Origin of the sequence: Thermus sp. (assembly GCF_040290245.1) — a bacterium.
Lineage (GTDB): Bacteria > Deinococcota > Deinococci > Deinococcales > Thermaceae > Thermus_A.
This window is the reverse complement of sequence record NZ_PSMQ01000026.1, coordinates 1-15859: the sequence shown is the minus strand read 5'-3', so window position 1 is coordinate 15859 and position 15859 is coordinate 1. Positions and strand designations below refer to the sequence as shown.

At 65.4% G+C, this 15859-nt stretch carries 18 protein-coding genes and 1 tRNA gene; 11 read left to right on the top strand and 8 right to left on the bottom strand.

The genetic code is table 11. The features are described from left to right. From C4301_RS05310 to C4301_RS05295, 4 genes are all read right to left on the bottom strand, one after another. Nucleotides 1–374 (bottom strand): response regulator (locus tag C4301_RS05310; protein WP_352414066.1); only part of this gene is annotated, 374 nt, incomplete at its 3' end. A 35-nt stretch (nt 375–409) separates the two neighbouring features. Continuing rightward, the gene (locus tag C4301_RS05305; RefSeq protein WP_352414065.1) at nt 410–1549 is read right to left on the bottom strand and encodes an MFS transporter; all 1140 of its coding nucleotides are present in this window, start codon (nt 1547–1549) and stop codon (nt 410–412) included. Between the two features lie 2 nt (nt 1550–1551). Beyond that, the gene (locus tag C4301_RS05300; RefSeq protein ID WP_352414064.1) at nt 1552–2361 is read right to left on the bottom strand and encodes a DMT family transporter; all 810 of its coding nucleotides are present in this window, start codon (nt 2359–2361) and stop codon (nt 1552–1554) included. Then, nucleotides 2358–3239: a DMT family transporter gene (locus C4301_RS05295; RefSeq protein WP_352414063.1), complete on the bottom strand. Its 882-nt coding sequence runs from the start codon at nt 3237–3239 to the stop codon at nt 2358–2360. The genes C4301_RS05300 and C4301_RS05295 overlap by 4 nt, the downstream gene beginning before the upstream one ends. A 98-nt stretch (nt 3240–3337) precedes the next feature. Here C4301_RS05295 and C4301_RS05290 point away from each other — a divergent pair, with 98 nt between their 5' ends. The 6 genes from C4301_RS05290 (at nt 3338) to C4301_RS05265 (ending at nt 7690) form a co-directional block, all read left to right on the top strand. Then, nucleotides 3338–4462: an NAD(P) transhydrogenase subunit alpha gene (locus tag C4301_RS05290; protein WP_352414062.1), complete on the top strand. Its 1125-nt coding sequence runs from the start codon at nt 3338–3340 to the stop codon at nt 4460–4462. 1 nt (nt 4463) lies between these two features. Continuing rightward, the gene (locus tag C4301_RS05285; protein ID WP_352414061.1) at nt 4464–4763 is read left to right on the top strand and encodes an NAD(P) transhydrogenase subunit alpha part 2; all 300 of its coding nucleotides are present in this window, start codon (nt 4464–4466) and stop codon (nt 4761–4763) included. Further along, nucleotides 4763–6115 (top strand): NAD(P)(+) transhydrogenase (Re/Si-specific) subunit beta, encoded by a 1353-nt coding sequence (locus C4301_RS05280; RefSeq protein ID WP_352414060.1) that lies wholly within the window; start codon nt 4763–4765, stop codon nt 6113–6115. Before C4301_RS05285 ends, C4301_RS05280 begins: the two co-directional genes overlap by 1 nt. A gap of 65 nt (nt 6116–6180) precedes the next feature. Beyond that, nucleotides 6181–6257 (top strand) — tRNA-Arg (locus C4301_RS05275). A 34-nt stretch (nt 6258–6291) separates the two neighbouring features. Next, nucleotides 6292–6765, top strand: a complete 474-nt coding sequence (moaC, locus tag C4301_RS05270; protein WP_352414059.1) for a cyclic pyranopterin monophosphate synthase MoaC — start codon at nt 6292–6294, stop codon at nt 6763–6765. Nucleotides 6766–6811: 46 nt separating this feature from the next. Beyond that, nucleotides 6812–7690, top strand: a complete 879-nt coding sequence (locus tag C4301_RS05265; RefSeq protein WP_352414058.1) for a histone deacetylase family protein — start codon at nt 6812–6814, stop codon at nt 7688–7690. On the opposite strand, the gene C4301_RS05260 is transcribed toward C4301_RS05265, so the two are convergent. After that, nucleotides 7663–8514 carry a GNAT family N-acetyltransferase gene (locus tag C4301_RS05260; RefSeq protein WP_352414057.1) on the bottom strand — a complete coding sequence of 284 codons (852 nt, stop codon included), beginning with the start codon at nt 8512–8514 and terminating at the stop codon, nt 7663–7665. The genes C4301_RS05265 and C4301_RS05260 overlap by 28 nt on opposite strands. A gap of 148 nt (nt 8515–8662) precedes the next feature. Between C4301_RS05260 and C4301_RS05255 the strand changes: the two genes are divergently transcribed. After that, nucleotides 8663–9571, top strand: a complete 909-nt coding sequence (locus tag C4301_RS05255; protein ID WP_352414056.1) for a diacylglycerol/lipid kinase family protein — start codon at nt 8663–8665, stop codon at nt 9569–9571. Nucleotides 9572–9578: 7 nt separating this feature from the next. Further along, the gene (gene aspC / locus C4301_RS05250) at nt 9579–10727 is read left to right on the top strand and encodes an aspartate/prephenate aminotransferase (RefSeq protein ID WP_352414055.1); all 1149 of its coding nucleotides are present in this window, start codon (nt 9579–9581) and stop codon (nt 10725–10727) included. Here the strand turns inward: aspC and lspA are convergent. After that, complete coding sequence (lspA, locus tag C4301_RS05245) at nt 10724–11173, bottom strand: signal peptidase II (RefSeq protein WP_352414054.1); 450 nt, start codon at nt 11171–11173, stop codon at nt 10724–10726. The two genes, aspC and lspA, sit on opposite strands and share 4 nt — an antisense overlap. Before the next feature lie 58 nt (nt 11174–11231). Between lspA and rpmB the strand changes: the two genes are divergently transcribed. The 3 genes from rpmB (at nt 11232) to C4301_RS05230 (ending at nt 13410) form a co-directional block, all read left to right on the top strand. Further along, entirely contained in the window at nt 11232–11528 is a 297-nt protein-coding gene (gene rpmB / locus C4301_RS05240) for a 50S ribosomal protein L28 (protein WP_352414053.1), read from the top strand. A 61-nt stretch (nt 11529–11589) separates the two neighbouring features. Beyond that, a complete protein-coding gene (locus C4301_RS05235) occupies nt 11590–12303 on the top strand; it encodes a M23 family metallopeptidase (protein WP_352414052.1) in 714 nt (237 codons plus the stop codon). A gap of 9 nt (nt 12304–12312) precedes the next feature. Beyond that, complete coding sequence (locus tag C4301_RS05230; protein ID WP_352414051.1) at nt 12313–13410, top strand: AI-2E family transporter; 1098 nt, start codon at nt 12313–12315, stop codon at nt 13408–13410. A 12-nt stretch (nt 13411–13422) separates the two neighbouring features. Here C4301_RS05230 and tgt read toward each other — a convergent pair whose 3' ends face one another. Beyond that, nucleotides 13423–14571, bottom strand: coding sequence for a tRNA guanosine(34) transglycosylase Tgt (gene tgt, locus C4301_RS05225; RefSeq protein ID WP_352414050.1), 1149 nt, complete (start codon nt 14569–14571; stop codon nt 13423–13425). After that, complete coding sequence (ispG, locus tag C4301_RS05220) at nt 14571–15776, bottom strand: flavodoxin-dependent (E)-4-hydroxy-3-methylbut-2-enyl-diphosphate synthase (protein WP_352414049.1); 1206 nt, start codon at nt 15774–15776, stop codon at nt 14571–14573. The genes tgt and ispG overlap by 1 nt, the downstream gene beginning before the upstream one ends. Between the last annotated feature and the right edge of the window lie 83 nt (nt 15777–15859).

The following is a 15859-nucleotide window of genomic DNA, read 5'->3' as shown; positions in this document are numbered from 1 at the left end:
TGGATCACCCGCCTGGGCCTGGCCCGGCGAAGAAGGGCCTCGAGGCGGGCGAGGAGCTCCTCCATCAGAAAGGGTTTAGTCAGATAATCGTCCGCCCCCCGCCTGAGCCCTTCCACCTTGTCCTTGGGCTCCCCCCTTGCGGTGAGCATGAGGACGGGGGTCTCGAGGCCCTTTTCCCGCATCCTGTCCAAAAGGCTCACCCCCGGCTCATCGGGCAGGCGCCAGTCCAGGACCACCACCTCCGCGGCCTTCAGAAGCGGCCAGGCGGCGCGGGCGCTTTCCGCCTCGAGAACCTGGTGCCCGGCTTTTTCCAGGGCCAGCCTCAGCCCCAGGCGGACTGCGGCCTCGTCCTCCACCAAAAGCACCGTGGCCACGCCTTTAGTTTAGGTCGGGCCCTGTCAGGAGAAGGTCAGGTCGGTTGGCTAGGATTCCTCAGGAGGGGGAGGTAGAGGAAAAGGGCCAGGGCTTGGAGGACTAAAAGCCCCAGGAAAGAGGCCACATACCCCAGGCTGCCCACCACCAGCCCCACCCCCCACTGGAGGAGGAAGGTGCCCCCGATGCCCATAAGGTTGACCAAGGTGGTGGCCCGGCCCATCAGGTGAGGGGGGACCAGGCTCCGCGCCTGGGTCAGGGTGAGGATGTTAAAGGCCCCGAAAAAGCCCATCAGCAGGTAGGCGGGCCCCAGAACCCTCAACAAAAGGAGAAGGAGGCCAAAGGCGAAGAGGCCCCCTGAGAGGAGGAGGACCCTGGCGGTGCCGAACCGGTCCGCCAGGTAACCGGAGACGAGAAAGCCCAAGACGGCGGAAGAACTGTAAAGAAACAGGAAGTTGCCCACCCGGACCGCGTCAAAGCCCAGAGCGTAGAGGTAAGCCCCGGCCCATAGGGTCTGGAGGCTTAAAAACCCTCCAGCGAAGGCGAAGGCCAGGGCTCCCACCCGGAGGAGGAGGGGGTTTTTCCAGACCGAGCCCCCCTCCTCTTTGGCCTGGGGTAGGCCTACCCCCAAAGGGGCGTCCCGCACCCCTAGATAGATGGCCAGGGCCACCAGGAGGACGATCAGCGCGGCCAAAAGGAAGACGCCCCGCCAGCCCAGGCTCTCCTTGAGGAGGGCCAGAGGCGTGGCGGCCATAAGCCCTCCCGTGGCCCCTAAGCCCACCAGGAGGGTGCTCATCGTGGCGTAGGTTTTGGGGAACCATAGGCTGAAGGCCTTCATGGACCCCATAAGGGCCGAGGCCATTCCCACACCGATCAGGGCCCGGCCTAGGGCAAGCGCGGTGAAGCTTGGGGCGAGGCCGAAGACCAGACTCCCCAAAGCGGCCACCGAGAGGAAGGCCGGCGTGACTCTCCGGGGGCCCAGCCGGTCCAGAAGCCCCCCCAAAGGGAGTTGGGTCAGGGCAAAGGCCAGATAAAAGAGGCTGGTCATGAAGCCCAGCTGAGCCGGGCTCAGGCCCAGATCGAAGGAGAGGTCCTTGGAAAGGACCGCGTTCGCCGATCGGAAGAAGTAGGAGAGGAAGTACCCCAGGGTAAAGAGGCAAAAGACCCGTGCCGCCATGCCTACCTCCGGTTCAGGTATACCCCAAAGAGGACCAGCGCCCCGCCCAGAAGGGCTTCCTTCCGGAGGGGTTCGTGAGCGATGGGAAGGGCGAAGACCGCTCCGGAAAGGGGCTCGAGCATCGCCACCAGGGTGGCGATGCGGGGGGGGACGGTGCGCACCCCCAGGAGGAAGAGGCCGAAGGGCACCACCGTGCCCAGGGTGACGAGGTAGAGAAGGCTGAGCCAGTCCGTGGGGGAGAGCTGGAAGAGGGCCTCGAGGTGTCCTAGGAGAACGGGCAGGCTGAGAAGGCTTCCCACCCCCGTGGCCACCCCCAGGCTGACCAAAGGAGGCGTCCTCAGGCCAAAGGAAAAGGCGGCGTAGGCGGCGAAACTCACCGCGGAAAGGAGTCCGAAGACGGCGCCCAGGGGGGTACCCACAAGCCCCTGTGGCCCCACCACCAGAAGGTAGGCCCCGAGGAGGGCAAACCCCACGCCCCAAAGCGCCCGGGGGGGCAGTTTTTCCCCCTGTGAAAGGGCGTAGAGGGTGAGGAATAAAGGGGCCAGGTACTGGAGGAAGATGCCCGTGGCCACCGTGGTGAGGTGGATGGCCAGGTAGTAGAAGGCCTGGGCCCCGGAAAGGGCCAGACCCACCCGGAGAAGACGGCCGCCCTCTCCTCGAGGGGGGTGGTGCAGGAGAAGGGGCAGGAGGAGGAGGAAGCTCAAAAGGAACCGCAAGGGGATAAGGAGTTCCGGGGGGATGGTGCGCATGAACCGGCCCGCCAAAGCCCCGCCAAGCCCCCAAAGGAGCGCCGCCAAGGTGATCGGGATCATCTTCTTTCCCCCAGAACCGCAAGGGCTACCCCGGTGAGGAGGACCCCCGCCCCCAGAAAGACCCTTAACCCCGGGTACTCCCCGAAGAGAAGGAAGCCCAGGAGGCTTGCGCCCACGGGTTCCAGGAGGATGACCAGGGTGACGAGGACAGGCGGTACGTACCGGGTGGCCCAGTTAAAGCTGGTGTGGCCCACAAGCTGAGGGATGAGGGCCATGAGGAGGATCCAGAGGTAGGCCATGGGGGGGTGGCCCAGGTATGGGGTGCCAAAAAGGGGCGGAAGCGGGAGGAGGACCAAGGCGGCCACCGGGTAGGCCAGGCGGATGTATTCCAAAATGGAGAGCCCCCGGCGCTGGGCCTCCCGGCCCAGGAGGAAGTAGGCCGAGACGCTCATCGCCCCTAGAAGGGCAAGGAGGTTGCCCAAGGCAGGGTTGGCCCCACCCTTTTCCCCATCGCCCAAGGCGATGAGGAACCCCCCGGCCAGGGCGAACCCAACCCCTAGGAGGGTTAAGGGAGTGGGGGTTTCTTTGAGAAAAAACCAGGAAAATAGGGTAATCCAGATGGGGTTGGTGGTGACCAAGGCGGTGCTTGCGGCAATGGAGGTGAAGGAGAGGGAGGTGATCCAAAGGGCAAAGTGGAGGGCGAGAAAAACCCCGGCTAGAGCCGCCGGTAAAAGGGCCTGTTTCGCCCGGGGCGGGCGGAAGCCTGGAAGCAGAACGAGAGAGGCAAAGAGGAGCCTGAGGGCGCTCATCAGGAGGCTGAACCCCACCGCCCGCGTTCCGGCGGCCTCGAGGGCGAGGCGCACGAGGATGCTCGCGGTGCTCGCAGCTAGAATCCCCACCAAGAGGACCAGGCCGATCCTAATCCCAGAGGGGCGCATAGGGAGGATTTTTGCATAAGACAAGGCCAATGACCAGTGGGTCAGAGGGAGCGGAAGCTCATACCCACGCTGGTATACTGGCCCCGAGGGAGGTGGGGATGGTAAGCGTTGCGGTACCCAAGGAGCGGGCCCCCGGGGAGCGAAGGGTGGCGTTGGTGCCCGAGGTGGTGGCCCGCCTGGTCAAGGAGGGGCTAGAGGTGCGGGTGGAAAAAGGCGCAGGGGAAGGTGCCTATCATCCGGACCAGGCCTATCTGGATGCGGGGGCGAAGGTGGTGGACCAAGACGAGCTCCTTCCCGGGGCCATGGTCCTCTTCACCGTCCAGCCCCCGGAACTGGACCTCATCCAAAGGCTGGAGCGGGGGGCCTTGGTGGTGGGGTTCATGCAGGCCCATAAGAATCCAGACCGGTTGAAGGCCCTTTTGCACCGGGGGGTGGACGTCTTGGCCATGGAGCTTATCCCCCGGATCACCCGGGCCCAGGCCATGGATGCCCTCTCGAGCCAGGCCACGGTGGCGGGGTACCTGGCCGCCCTCCATGCGGCCCGGCTCTCCTCCCGCTTCTTCCCCATGCTGACCACCGCTGCAGGGACCATCCGCCCGGCCAAGGTCATGGTCATGGGGGTGGGGGTAGCGGGGCTGATGGCCATCGCCACGGCCAAGCGCCTGGGGGCTCAGGTCTTTGCCTACGATGTGCGCAAGGCCGCGGTAGAGCAGGCCCTCTCCTTAGGGGCCAAGCCCGTGGAGCTCCCCATCAGCGCCGAGGGGGAGGGTGGGTATGCCCGGGAGCTCACGGAGGAGGAGAAGCGCATCCAGCACGAGGCGCTTCGGGAGCATGTCTCGGGGATGGACGCCATCATCACCACCGCCCAGGTCCCGGGCCGCCGGGCCCCCATCCTCCTCACCGAGGACATGATGGATCGGTTGGCCCCGGGGAGCGTGGTGGTGGACCTGGCGGCGGAGTCTGGGGGGAACTGCGTCCTTACCAAACCCGGGGAGGTGGTGGAGGTGAAGGGGGTGCGGATCTACGGCCCCTTGAACCTTCCCAGCGAGCTTTCTGTCCACGCCTCCGAGATGTACGCCAAAAACCTTTACAACCTTTCCAGGCTCCTTTTTAAGGACGGCGCCTTCGCCCCCGACTGGGAGGACGAGATCCTCAAGGGGGCCCTTCTCATCAAGGACGGTCAGGTGGTCCATGGGCCTACCAAGGCCCTTCTGGGGATATAAAATGGAAGGATTCTGGGCGGCTTTGTACATCTTCATGCTGGCGGCCTTTACGGGCTACGAGGTTATCGGGCGGGTTCCGGTCATTCTCCATACGCCCCTCATGTCCGGGTCCAACTTCATTCACGGCATCGTGGTGGTGGGAGCGATGGTGGTCCTGGGGCACGCGGAAACCCCCCTCGAGAAGGCCATCGGCTTCTTTGGGGTCATCCTGGGGGCGGCAAACGCCGCGGGGGGGTATGCGGTCACCGTGCGCATGCTGGAGATGTTTGAGCGCAAACCCGGCAAAGGAGGTGGCTCGTAATGGACCTCATCCAGGCGGCCTACCTCCTGGTGGCCTTCCTCTTCATCATGGGCCTTAAACGCATGGCCCACCCGACCACAGCCAAAAGTGGGATCGTCTGGGCGGGTTGGGCCATGCTCATCGCGGTTCTGGCCACCTTCCTATGGCCGGGGATGGGGAATTTTGCCCTCCTCGTGGTTGCCCTTCTCTTGGGCGCGGGGGTGGCCTGGTGGGCAGCGGTCCGGGTGGCCATGACGGACATGCCCCAGATGGTGGCCATCTACAACGGCATGGGGGGGGGTGCGGCCGCCACCATCGCCATGGTGGAGCTTTTGAAGGGAGCGTTCGAGAGCGCAGGTCTGATGGCCCTGGCCATCTTGGGTGGCCTGATCGGAGGCGTGGCGTTTACGGGGAGCCTTGTCGCCTTCGGCAAGCTCCAGGGCCTTTTGAATAGCCGCCCCATCCTCTTTCCCTTCCAGAGGCCTTTGAACCTTCTGGTCCTCCTTCTGGCCCTGGGGTTTGGCCTTTTCCTTCTATTCAGCGACGCGACCCCGGCCATCGTGCTCTTCTTCCTCCTGGCCCTCCTGTTCGGGGTCCTGATGACCCTTCCCATCGGGGGTGGGGATATGCCGGTGGTCATCTCCCTCTACAACGCCTTCACGGGCATGGCCGTGGGCTTTGAAGGTTTTGCCATCGGAAACCCGGCCCTGATGGTGGCGGGCACCCTGGTGGGGGCGGCGGGTACGCTCCTGACCCTTCTGATGGCCAAGGCCATGAACCGCTCCTTGGGGAGCGTTTTGATGGGGGGGTTTGGGGTGGAGCAGGCCGCCGGGGAGGTCACGGGAAGCCTCAAGCCCATCGACGTGGAGGATGCCGCGGTCATGCTGGCCTACGCGAGCAAGGTGGTCTTCGTCCCCGGGTACGGCATGGCGCTCTCCCAGGCCCAGCACAAGGTGAAGGAGCTGGCCGACCTTTTGGAAAGCCGGGGGGTGGAGGTGAAGTTTGCCATCCATCCGGTGGCGGGCCGGATGCCTGGCCATATGAACGTCCTTCTGGCCGAGGCCGGGGTGGAGTATGACAAGCTTAAGGACCTGGAGGAGATCAACCCCGAGTTCCCCACGGTGGACGTGGCCGTGGTCATCGGGGCGAACGATGTGGTGAACCCCGCCGCCCGCCGTCCGGGAAGCCCCCTTTACGGCATGCCCATCTTGGATGTGGACAAAGCGAAGAACGTCATCGTCATCAAGCGCGGCCAGGGGAAGGGGTTTGCCGGAGTGGAGAACGAGCTCTTCTACGCGGACAACACCCGGATGCTCTACGGGGACGCCCAGGAGGTTCTGGCCAAGCTCACCCAGGCCTTGAAGAAACTATAGAGCGCAGGGAGCCCCCAAGGGGGTTGCGCCTCCTTGGGGGCGTATGCTAGCCTAAACCTGGGCGCGGGCCCGTAGCTCAGTTGGATAGAGCGGCTGACTACGGATCAGCAGGTCAGGGGTTCGAATCCTCTCGGGCCCGCCAGGATCCCCCCCTCTGGGGGGGTTATAGTTTGGGTATGGACCTCACCCACTTTAAGGATGGCCGTCCCCATATGGTGGACGTCACGGAGAAGGCCGCCACCTTCCGCACCGCCACCGCCGAGGCCTATGTGCGCCTCACCCCAGAGGCCCTGGCGGCGTTGAAGGCGGGCGGGGTGGGAAAGGGGGACCCCCTTTCCGTAGCCCAGCTCGCAGGGATCATGGGGGCGAAGAAGACCCCGGACCTCATTCCCCTTTGCCACCCCTTGCCCCTTACCGGGGTGGAGGTGCGCCTCGAGCTTCTCGAGGAGGAGGCCCGGGTGCGCATCGAGGCAACGGTGCGCACCAAGGCCGAGACGGGGGTGGAGATGGAGGCCCTCACCGCCTGCGCGGTTGCGGCCCTGACGGTGTATGACATGCTCAAGGCCGTGAGCAAGGGGTTGGAGATCACCGACCTCCGCCTCCTCTATAAGGGGGGAGGGAAGAGCGGGGCGTGGCGGAGGGCGTCTTGAGGCCGGCGGCAACGGGAGGGGGCGTTGTGGCCCGGGCCAGGCGGGGATGAGGGCGTACACGACGGCGCACCTGCCCTTGGACCTTCCCCCCGGCCACCCCTTTCCTATTTACAAGTACCAGGGGGTGGCCGAGGCCCTGAAAGGGCTGGTGGAGCTTCTTCCGGCCCCACCCCTAGACCGGGAGGCCCTGGCTTTGGCCCATGAGGAGGCCTATCTGGACCGGGTCTTCGGCGAGGGGCTCAGCCGGGCGGAAAGCCTCCGGCTTGGACTTCCCTTCACGCCCCTCTTCCTCCACAGGGCCCTGCACGCGGCAGGGGGGACGGTGGCCGCCGCCTTGGACGCCCTGGCGGGGGGCTTGGGCCTTAACCTGGCGGGAGGAACCCACCACGCCTACCCGGACCGGGCCGAGGGGTACAGCCTTTTCAACGATGTGGCGGTAGCGGTGGCGGTTCTCCGGCAAAAGGGCTTCCAGGGCCGGGTCTTGGTGGTGGACCTGGACGCCCACCAGGGCAATGGGACGGCCGTCTTCTTCCAGAGGGACCCCACGGTCTATACCCTTTCCGTTCACGCGGAGCGGAACTACCCCCTCAAAAAGGAGAGGAGCCACCTGGACCTGGGCCTGCCCGACGGGGTGGGGGACGCGGCCTACCTCGAGGCCCTTTCCCGGGCGTTGGAGGAGGCGTTTCGCTTCCGTCCGGAACTGGTCTTTTACAACGCGGGGGTGGACGTGCTCGCAAACGACCGCTTCGGCCGCCTGGCCCTTTCCCTCGAGGGGGTCTTGCGGCGGGACCTCCTGGTCCTAAAGAAGGTCCAGGAGGTGGGGGCGGCACTGGTGGTCGTGATGGGTGGGGGGTATAACCGGGACCCGGACCTCACCGTGGCCGCTCACACCCAGACTTACCGCGCGGCCATCTCCTTCAGGTAGGTCACCACCCCTTCCTCCAGGGTGAAGCCCAGCCGCCGGTAGAGGTCCACCGCCTCCTTTTCATGGTCATGGGCCCGCACCCGGAGAAGGCGCGCGCCCTTCTTCCTGGCCCATTCCGCTGCCTTGGCCAAGAGGGCACGGCCGATGCCCTTGCCCCGGGCCTCGGGGATGACGCCCAGGTAGGCCAAGGTGGCCTCTTTGTCCTCCTTCTCCACCTCGGCCATCCCCACGGGACGTCCCTTCTCATAGGCTACAAAGAGCACGATCCCAGGGTCTTGGAAGTGCTCTTCCAACTCCTCGTCCGTCCAGCGGAGCCTTAGGCCCCAGGCGTCCTCGCTTTTTTGGTAGACCTCCCGGTAAACCGTGGGTCCCGGGAAGCCCTTTTGGATCTCCACCCCTGGGGGTGGGCTGGCGTCCAACCCCTCAGGGGGTTTCACGAAGTAATAGGTGGTGAACAAGGCCACGAACCCCGCCCGCTCCAAGGCCGCCTGAAGGTCGGTGTTCTTCTCATTGGGGAAGGCGTAAAGCCGGGTGTGGTTCCGGGGCCTGGCGAGAGACAGGACCCCTTCCAGCAGGGGGGAGAGGTCTTCCCGCCGATAGGCGATGGGGCCCTCGAGGACCGCTCCGTCCCAGAAGGGGTAAAGGCCCACGTACCCCTCCACCCGGCCTTCTCGGACCAGGACCAGGCCGTCTTCCAGTTCCTCGGCCAGCCCCTCCAGATCACGGGCCTCGGGGGCTAAGGCCTTCCGGCTCTCCTCCTGGTCCATGTGGCGAAGGAGGGCCAGAAGCCCCTCCAGGTCCTCCCGCCGCACCGGCCGTACCACGCCCATAGTCTACTCCAAGCTCCGTCCTCGAGAGGGTGAGCCGGGGGTCGTCCCCGAGTCCCTCTTCTTAAAGGCCAGCCGGTTAACGGAGCCGCCCCTTGGGCCCGGGTGGCGGAGCTCGAGGAGGAAAGCCCCTTAGAATGCAGAGGTGGATGCCTGGGTCATCGTCAACCCGGCGGCGGGCCGGGGCTGGGTGGGGAGGCTTTCGGGGGCCATCCTAAAGGCGGCCCGGGAACGGGGGGCCAGGGCCTTTCTCACCGAGGGGCCAGGGCATGCGGCCGACCTCGCCCGGCAAGCCCCCGGGGGTTCCCGGGTGGTGGCGGTGGGCGGGGATGGAACGGTCCACGAGGTTTTGGCCGGGGTGGCGGGCACGGACAAGGTCCTTGGAGTGGTGCCCATCGGAAGCGGGAACGACTTTGCCCGGATGCTCCGCTTGAAGAAGCGCCCCTGGCCTAAGGCGCTGGAGCACGCCCTTTTCGCCCCTTCTAGGGCGGTGGACCTCGGGTATGTGAACGGAAAGCCCTTTGGGGCTTTCTTGGGGCTTGGCTTTGACGCAATGGTGGCGAGAAAGGCGTTTTCCGCTCCCCCTTTGCTGAGGGGGATGCCCCGGTACCTCTACGCTTTGGCCCTGGTGCTCAAGGACTTGACCCTGCCCTTGGCCCGGGTGGAGGTGGACGGGAAGGGGGTGTATGAGGGTCCTATCCTGCTTTTATCCCTAATGAATGCCCCCACGTATGGGGGGGGAATTCCCATCGCCCCTATGGCCGACCCGGCGGACGGGGTTCTCCATGGGATCCTGGCGGGCCGGTTCAGCCGGTTGGGGGTGCTGGGCATCCTGCCCCGGCTTCTTCTGGGCCGCCACCTGGGCCACAAGGAGGTGCGGGTTTATGCAGGCCGGCGGTTTGCCGTGAGGTTTGACCGGGCGGTAGAGGCCCACGCAGATGGGGAGCTTCTTCCCCCTGCCGCTTCTTTTCAGGTGGAGCTGAGGCCTTTGGGGCTTTTGGTGGTGGGCGAGGAGGAGATGCCCCGGGAGGGCAGGCCCGCTTTGGCCGTATAATCTTGCCATGCGCGGCCTATCCGAGCGGGTAAAGGCCATGAAGCCCTCGGCCACGGTGGCGGTGAACGCCCGTGCCCTCGAGCTCAAGCGCCAGGGGGTGGACCTGGTGCCCCTCACGGCAGGGGAACCGGATTTTGACACCCCGGAGCATGTGAAGGAGGCGGCGCGGCGCGCTTTGGCCCAGGGCAAGACCAAGTACGCGCCACCGGCGGGGATCCCTGAGCTTCGCGAGGCCTTGGCGGAGAAGTTTAGGCGGGAGAACGGCCTTGCGGTGGCCCCCGAGGAGACGATTGTGACCGTGGGGGGGAAGCAGGCGCTTTTCAACCTTTTCCAAGCCCTCTTAGACCCGGGGGACGAGGTCATCGTTCTGGCGCCTTACTGGGTGAGCTACCCGGAGATGGTCCGCCTGGCCGGCGGGGTGCCGGTGGAGGTGGCCACCCGGCCCGAGGACGGCTTCGTTCCCGACCCGGAGGCGGTGCGCCGGGCCATCACCCCAAGGACCAAGGCCCTGGTAGTCAACTCCCCCAACAACCCCACGGGGGCGGTCTATCCCCAAGAGGTCCTGGAGGCCCTGGCCCGGCTTGCGGTGGAGCATGACTTCTATCTGGTTTCCGACGAGATCTATGAGCACCTCATCTACGAGGGCGCCCACTTCTCCCCCGGAACCCTGGCCCCCGAGCACACGATCACGGTCAACGGGGCCGCGAAGGCCTTTGCCATGACCGGCTGGCGCATCGGCTACGCCTGTGGACCCAGGGGGGTGATCAAGGCCATGGCCGACATCTCTAGCCAGTCCACCACCAGCCCTGACACCATCGCCCAGTGGGCGGCCCTCGAGGCCCTCACCAACCTCGAGGCCTCCCAAGCCTTCATCCAGATGGCCCGAAAGGCCTACCAAAAGCGCCGGGATCTTCTCCTGGAAGGCCTTTCCGCCCTGGGCCTTAAGGCCGTCCGGCCCAGTGGGGCCTTTTATGTACTCCTCAATACAGACGCCTTCGCCGAAGATGAGATCCAGGCGGCGGAGCGGCTCCTCGAGGCCCGGGTGGCTGTGGTTCCTGGGACGGATTTTGCCGCTTACCGTCACGTCCGCCTTTCCTACGCCACGAGCGAGGAGAACCTGAAAAAGGCCCTGGGGCGGATGGCCACGTTGCTTTAGCCCCTTTTGCTCCGGGAGCGACCCCCTGCTAAGAGGAGGATCGCCACTCCTACGGTGAGGAGGCTATCCGCCACATTGAAGACCGGGAAGTTGGCCACCCAGTGGATGTTTGTTCCCAGGTCGATGAAGTCCACCACATAGCCCCGGCCGAGGCGGTCTATGGCGTTGCCCAGCGCCCCGGCTGCCACCATGCCTAGGCCCAAGGCCGTAAGGGGCGGGCGTTTCCGGTTTAACAGCAAGAGGAGCCAGGTGCCCACCAGGAGGCTTATCCAGCCCAGAACCCAGCTTCTTCCTTCCAGGAGGCCAAAGGCCGCCCCGGTGTTGTGCACCAGAGTAAGGTAGAGGAGATCGCCGAGAACAGGCTTGGGAACGGGGGAAAGGTGCGCCAAAGCCCACAGCTTCGTCACCTGGTCTAAGACGAGGAGGAGGGGGACAAGGGCGTGCATCCTTCCCAGTCTACCGGAGGCTGTGGTACAATTCCCCTTGTTTTGGTGGGAGGAGGCCATGTCCAAGGTTTGCGAAATCAGTGGAAAGAAGCCCATAACGGCGAACTCCATCACCCGCCGCGGTAAAGCCAAGCGGGAAGGCGGGGTGGGGAAGAAGACCACCGGCATCAGCAAGCGTTGGCAAAGGCCGAACCTGCACAAGGTCAAGGTCCGGGTGGCGGGCCAGGAGATCACCTTCAAGGTGGCGGCAAGCCACATCGAGAAGGTCTACGAGCTTCTGGACCGGGCCAAGGGGATGAAGCTCGAGGGTCTCTCCGCCAAGGAGATTAAGGCACAGCTTCTGAAACTCCTCTAACTTGAGGCCGGGTCTGCCCGCCCGCGGTAGGGCGCGGGCGGGTTGGTTTTAGGATGGGGACATGGGGCCATTTCCCGGAGGGAATTGGAAAGCTGGCCACTATCTCCTCCTCCTTTTGGGGCTATACGCCTTGGTGGTCACCCTGGGGTTTGCCCTTCGGGGCAGGCAGCTTTCCGCCCTAAGGGCCGAGGTGGGGCGGGCGAAGGAGGCCCTCTTCTGGGCCCCCGAGGGGTACCGCCTGCCCATCCCCGGGGCCTGTCTGCCCAGCCGGCCGGAGAACCTGCCCAACGCCCCCCGGCCCTACCGGAAGGGGGTAAACCCGGGCTTCATCTTCGTTCAGGGGGATGCTTGCGTGCCCGTTCTAAGGGGGACGGGGGTGGTGGCTGCGGCCACGGGGGAGGTGGTGAAGGCGGAAACCGCCCACACGCCCCTTTCCCCTGAGGAAAAGAAGGCCCTTCTGGACAGGGTGAAGGGGGGCGCGACCCCGGAGGATATGGACCTGATCCGGGGCCTCGAGGTCTGGATCAGGCATAAGGACGGTCGGATCAGCGTCTACGCCCACCTGGAAAGCGTTTACCCCGGCCTAAAGGTTGGGATGCGGCTCCGCCGGGGCGACCCCATCGGGTACGTGGGCCAGACGGGGCTTGCCCCCTCTGCCCGGCTTCTTTTTGAGCTCTGGGAGGGAAGGCCGGATGAGGGCCGCTTCTTCGGCCAGGGCCTGGGAAAAGAAGCCCTCTTGCAATCGGCCCGCGCCCTCTTCGCCTGGCCCAAGTAGAATACCCCCATGCGGGAGGCCTTCGGAAAAGTTTGGGCTAACCCCTATGTCCGCGTTTTGGTCTATCTTCTGCTTTTCTACCTCTTCTACCGCCTTTTGGGCCGGGCCTCATCCGCCCTTTTGACCCTGGTCTGGGCCTTCCTCTTTGCCTACCTTACCCACCCGGTGGTCCAGTTTTTCGAGCGCCGGGGCCTGCCCCGGGTGCTGGGGGTGGTGGGGGTCTACCTGGGCTTTTTCCTCTTCTTGGGCTTGGCGTCTTTCCTCACCTTCCAGGCTTTGGCCCAGATCTCCCAGTTCGCCCAGGAGCTTCCACGCCTCTTGCGCCCCCTCCTCTCCTGGATGGAGGGCCTTCCGGAGCGGGTGCGAGGCGTGGTCCTGCCCGATTGGCTCCGCCCCCTTCTAGCCCAGGCGGTTCAGGGGCTCCAAGGTCTTGTGGATTCCTTTTTAAAGACCTTGGTCGCCTGGCTTCGGGCGCTTTTGGGTCAGGGGGGTAGCCTCTTGGGGTTTCTCGCTGGCCTGCTGGGGGGGGTGCTCCAGCTCCTTACCGCTTTGACGATTTCCATCTATCTTCTTTACGATCTACCCCGTATAGGCCGGGCGTTTCTCCTCCTTCTGCCCCGGCCTTACCAGCCTTTGGCGGAGGAGCTCGCCCAGAAACTGGACCGAAGCGTAGGGGGATACATCCGGGGCCAGCTTCTGGTGGCCTCTCTGGTGGGGTTGGTGATAGGGGTGGGGTTTTGGCTCGTGGGGCTTCCCCTGGCGGCCTCCTTGGGCTTTCTGGCCGGCGTCTTCAACCTCATCCCCTTCGTAGGGGTCATCGTCTCCAGCATCCCCGCCTTGCTTTTGGCCCTGCCCATGGGGTTCGGCAAGGTCTTCTTGGTCCTTCTCGTGCTCTGGCTCGCCAACCAGCTCGAGGGCAACCTCTTTGGGCCCCTTATCGTGGGGCGGACCACCCGGCTGCACCCGGTCACGGCCATCGCCGCCATCTTGATCGGGGCCAGCCTTTTTGGGCTTTGGGGAGCGATTCTGGGTGTACCCGCCGCAGCCTTTTTAAAGGTCTTAATCCAGGATTACTACCAAAAGAGCCGGTTCTACGAGGAGGGCTGATCCTGTAGGGCCCTACAGGGCATGGGCCTCCAGGGCCATTTGGAACCACCCGGGGACGGCCTTGCCAAACCGCCGCTCGGCGAAGGCCTGGGCGAACGCCTCGTACCGGCCCTGTTGGATGGCCTCCCGGGCCTGCTCCGTAAGGCGGTGGAGGTAGCGGAGGTTATGCAGGGAGAGGAGGATCCCCCCGAGCATCTCCCCTGCGCGCACCAGGTGGCTCAGGTAGGCCCGGCTGAAGGTCTGGCAGGTGTAGCAGTCGCAGCCTGGGTCTATCGGAAGGGCTTCTTCCAGGTGGCGGCCCGACTTGAGGTTGAGCCGCCCCTCCGGGACCAAGGCGTAGCCGAACCGGCCCGTCCGGGTGGGGTAGACGCAGTCAAAGAGGTCGACGCCGAGGCCGATGGCCGCCACCAGGTCCTCCGGGTGGCCCACCCCCATGAGGTACCGGGGGCGGTTTTGGGGAAGGAGCTCGGTGGAGAGGGCCACCATCCGGAACATGGCCTCCTTGGGCTCCCCCACCGCCAGCCCCCCGATGGCGTAGCCTGGGAGGTCAAACCGGATGGTTTCCAGGGTGGATCGCCTCCGGAGCCCCAGGTCCACCCCCCCTTGGGCGATGCCGAAAAGGGCCTGGTCGGGCCGGGTTTTCGCCTTTATGGACCGCTCGAGCCAGCGAAGCGTCCTTTCCAAGGACGCCTGAAGGTAGGCCCGGGAGGAGGGGTAGGGGGGGCATTCGTCAAAGGCCATGACGATGTCTGCCCCAAGGGCTTCTTGGACCTGGATGCTCCTCTCCGGGGTCAGTTGGATCAGATCCCCGTTGAGGTGGCTTTGGAAGAGGACGCCCTCCTCGTCGATCCGGCAGAGGTGCCCAAGGCTCATCACCTGGAAGCCCCCGGAGTCCGTGAGCCAGGGGCCTTGCCAGCCCGCGAAGCCGTGCAGCCCCCCCAGGGCCCTGACCCGATCGGGCCCTGGCCGGAGGAGGAGGTGGTAGGTGTTGGCGAGGAGGACCTGGCTTCCGATGGCCTCGAGGTCCCGGGGCAGGAGGCCTTTGACCGAGGCCTGGGTGCCCACGGGCATGAAAAGGGGCGTGGTGACCGCCCCGTGGGGAGTTTGGAAGCGGCCCACCCGGGCCCGGCCAGACTGGGCGAGGAGGTGAAAGTCGAACATCAGGCCCGGAACCGCTCCTTGATGTAGTCCTCGAGGAGGGCCACGAACGCCTCCGCGATCCCTTCCCCCTTCAAAGTGGTGTACAGCCGCCCCTCCACATAGACCGGGGCCTTGGGCTCCTCCCCCGCACCCGGTAAGGAGATGCCGATGTCCGCGTGCTTGCTTTCCCCGGGTCCGTTCACCACGCACCCCATCACCGCCACCTTGAGGGTCTCCACCCCGGGGTAGGCCTTCCGCCACTCGGGCATACGGGCCTCGAGGTGGGCCTGGACCTTTTGCGCCAGTTCTTGGAAAAACGTGCTGGTGGTCCGGCCGCACCCGGGGCAGCTGGTCACCGTGGGGGTGAAGGTCCTAAGGCCCAGGGCCTGCAGGATCTCCCGGGCCACCTCCACCTCCTTTGTCCGGGGCTCGCCCGGGGCGGGGGTCAGGGAGACCCGGATCGTGTCCCCGATCCCTTCCAAAAGGAGGGGGGCAAGGCCCGCCGCGCTGGCCACGATGCCCTTCACCCCCATCCCCGCCTCCGTCAGGCCGAGGTGCAAAGGGGCCTGGGTCCTTTGGGCCAAAGCCCGGTAGACATAGACCAGGTCCGGGGCGCGGGAGACCTTGGCGGAAAGGACGATCCGGTCCTCCCCCAGGCCAAGCTCCAAGGCCTCCTCGTAGCTCCGGACTGCGGACTCCACCACCGCGTCTAAAAGGACCTCCTGGGCGGTCTTGGGCTCCTTACGGCGGGCGTTTTGGTCCATCATCTCCGTGAGGAGGCTGGGGTCCAAGGAGCCCCAGTTGGCCCCGATGCGGATGGGTTTTCCCAGGTCCTTGGCCACCTCCACCATGAGGCGGAAGTGCTCGTCTTTATGGCGTCCACGGCCCACCGTACCGGGGTTGATGCGGTACTTGTCCAGGGCCTGGGCCATCTTGGGGTAGCGGGTGAGGAGGAGGTGGCCGTTGAAGTGGAAGTCCCCCACCAGGGGCACAGGGAGGCCCGCGTCCAAAAGCCGGGCCTTGATCTCCGGAACCGCCTGTGCGGCCTTTTCGTCGTTGACGGTGAGGCGGACGATCTCGCTCCCCGCCTCGTACAGGGCCTTGATCTGCTGGAAGGTGGTTTCCACCTCGTGGGTGGGGGTGTTGGTCATGGACTGGACGACGATGGGGTGGCCACCCCCCACGGGAACCTCTCCCACCCAGACGGTTTTGGTCGGTCGCCTCATCAAACTTCGGCGGCGCGGAAACCCCTGCCCTCAGGCATGGGTGGGGAGCGCCGCCTCCCCTCCTTTTTCTATAGTATATGAAC

What these genes read in the sequence shown, in the direction of transcription:
- lspA (WP_352414054.1), bottom strand. Translation starts at nt 11,173, where the DNA reads ATGCACGCCCTTGTCCCCCTCCTCCTCGTCTTAGACCAGGTGACGAAG.
- moaC (WP_352414059.1), top strand. Translation starts at nt 6,292, where the DNA reads ATGGACCTCACCCACTTTAAGGATGGCCGTCCCCATATGGTGGACGTC.
- C4301_RS05230 (WP_352414051.1), top strand. Translation starts at nt 12,313, where the DNA reads ATGCGGGAGGCCTTCGGAAAAGTTTGGGCTAACCCCTATGTCCGCGTT.
- C4301_RS05300 (WP_352414064.1), bottom strand. Translation starts at nt 2,361, where the DNA reads ATGATCCCGATCACCTTGGCGGCGCTCCTTTGGGGGCTTGGCGGGGCT.
- C4301_RS05265 (WP_352414058.1), top strand. Translation starts at nt 6,812, where the DNA reads ATGAGGGCGTACACGACGGCGCACCTGCCCTTGGACCTTCCCCCCGGC.
- C4301_RS05235 (WP_352414052.1), top strand. Translation starts at nt 11,590, where the DNA reads ATGGGGCCATTTCCCGGAGGGAATTGGAAAGCTGGCCACTATCTCCTC.
- aspC (WP_352414055.1), top strand. Translation starts at nt 9,579, where the DNA reads ATGCGCGGCCTATCCGAGCGGGTAAAGGCCATGAAGCCCTCGGCCACG.
- tgt (WP_352414050.1), bottom strand. Translation starts at nt 14,571, where the DNA reads ATGTTCGACTTTCACCTCCTCGCCCAGTCTGGCCGGGCCCGGGTGGGC.
- C4301_RS05280 (WP_352414060.1), top strand. Translation starts at nt 4,763, where the DNA reads ATGGACCTCATCCAGGCGGCCTACCTCCTGGTGGCCTTCCTCTTCATC.
- C4301_RS05295 (WP_352414063.1), bottom strand. Translation starts at nt 3,239, where the DNA reads ATGCGCCCCTCTGGGATTAGGATCGGCCTGGTCCTCTTGGTGGGGATT.
- C4301_RS05305 (WP_352414065.1), bottom strand. Translation starts at nt 1,549, where the DNA reads ATGGCGGCACGGGTCTTTTGCCTCTTTACCCTGGGGTACTTCCTCTCC.
- rpmB (WP_352414053.1), top strand. Translation starts at nt 11,232, where the DNA reads ATGTCCAAGGTTTGCGAAATCAGTGGAAAGAAGCCCATAACGGCGAAC.
- ispG (WP_352414049.1), bottom strand. Translation starts at nt 15,776, where the DNA reads ATGAGGCGACCGACCAAAACCGTCTGGGTGGGAGAGGTTCCCGTGGGG.
- C4301_RS05290 (WP_352414062.1), top strand. Translation starts at nt 3,338, where the DNA reads ATGGTAAGCGTTGCGGTACCCAAGGAGCGGGCCCCCGGGGAGCGAAGG.
- C4301_RS05285 (WP_352414061.1), top strand. Translation starts at nt 4,464, where the DNA reads ATGGAAGGATTCTGGGCGGCTTTGTACATCTTCATGCTGGCGGCCTTT.